Here is a 960-nt window from a genome sequence, read left to right as displayed (position 1 = left end):
GCCCGTATAACGTTAATGATTACTAGATGATGTTTCCAAAGAGTCGTGTTGCTTGATAGTGCAGCACTAAGTGGGTGGTAAACTCCATCTAAAACTAAATATAACCATGAGACCGATAGTAAACAAGTACCGTGAGGGAAAGTTGAAAAGAACTCTGAATAGAGAGTTAAACAGTACGTGAAACTGCTTAGAGGTTAAGCCCGATGAACCTGAATATCCGTTATGGAAAATTCATCATTAAAATTGTAATATTTAAATAATATTATGAGAATAGTGTGCATTTTTTCCATATAAGGACATTGTAATCTATTAGCATATACCAAATTTATCATAAAATATAACTTATAGTTTATTCCAATTAAATTGCTTGCATTTTAACACAGAATAAATGTTATTAATTTGATAAAGTGCTGATAGATTTATATGATTACAGTGCGTTAATTTTTCGGAATTATATAATGGCATAATTATCATTGATTTTTGTGTTTATTATATGCACTTGTATGATTAACAATGCGAAAGATTCAGGATACCTTCGGGACCCGTCTTGAAACACGGACCAAGGAGTCTAACATATGTGCAAGTTATTGGGATATAAACCTAATAGCGTAATTAACTTGACTAATAATGGGATTAGTTTTTTAGCTATTTATAGCTAATTAACACAATCCCGGGGCGTTCTATATAGTTATGTATAATGTATATTTATATTATTTATGCCTCTAACTGGAACGTACCTTGAGCATATATGCTGTGACCCGAAAGATGGTGAACTATACTTGATCAGGTTGAAGTCAGGGGAAACCCTGATGGAAGACCGAAACAGTTCTGACGTGCAAATCGATTGTCAGAATTGAGTATAGGGGCGAAAGACCAATCGAACCATCTAGTAGCTGGTTCCTTCCGAAGTTTCCCTCAGGATAGCTGGTGCATTTTAATATTATATAAAATAATCTTATC

1 rRNA gene is annotated in these 960 nt (G+C 33.5%); it reads left to right on the top strand.

Annotation, left to right across the window (positions count from 1 at the left end):
- A 23S ribosomal RNA gene (locus KP702_RS15955) occupies positions 1–960 on the top strand; the annotation flags it as partial.

This window comes from Gluconobacter sp. P5B12 (assembly GCF_018812035.1).
Classification (GTDB): Bacteria; Pseudomonadota; Alphaproteobacteria; order Acetobacterales; family Acetobacteraceae; genus Gluconobacter.
Note: the sequence above shows the minus strand (reverse complement) of the source record. Positions and strands in the feature narration are given on the sequence as shown.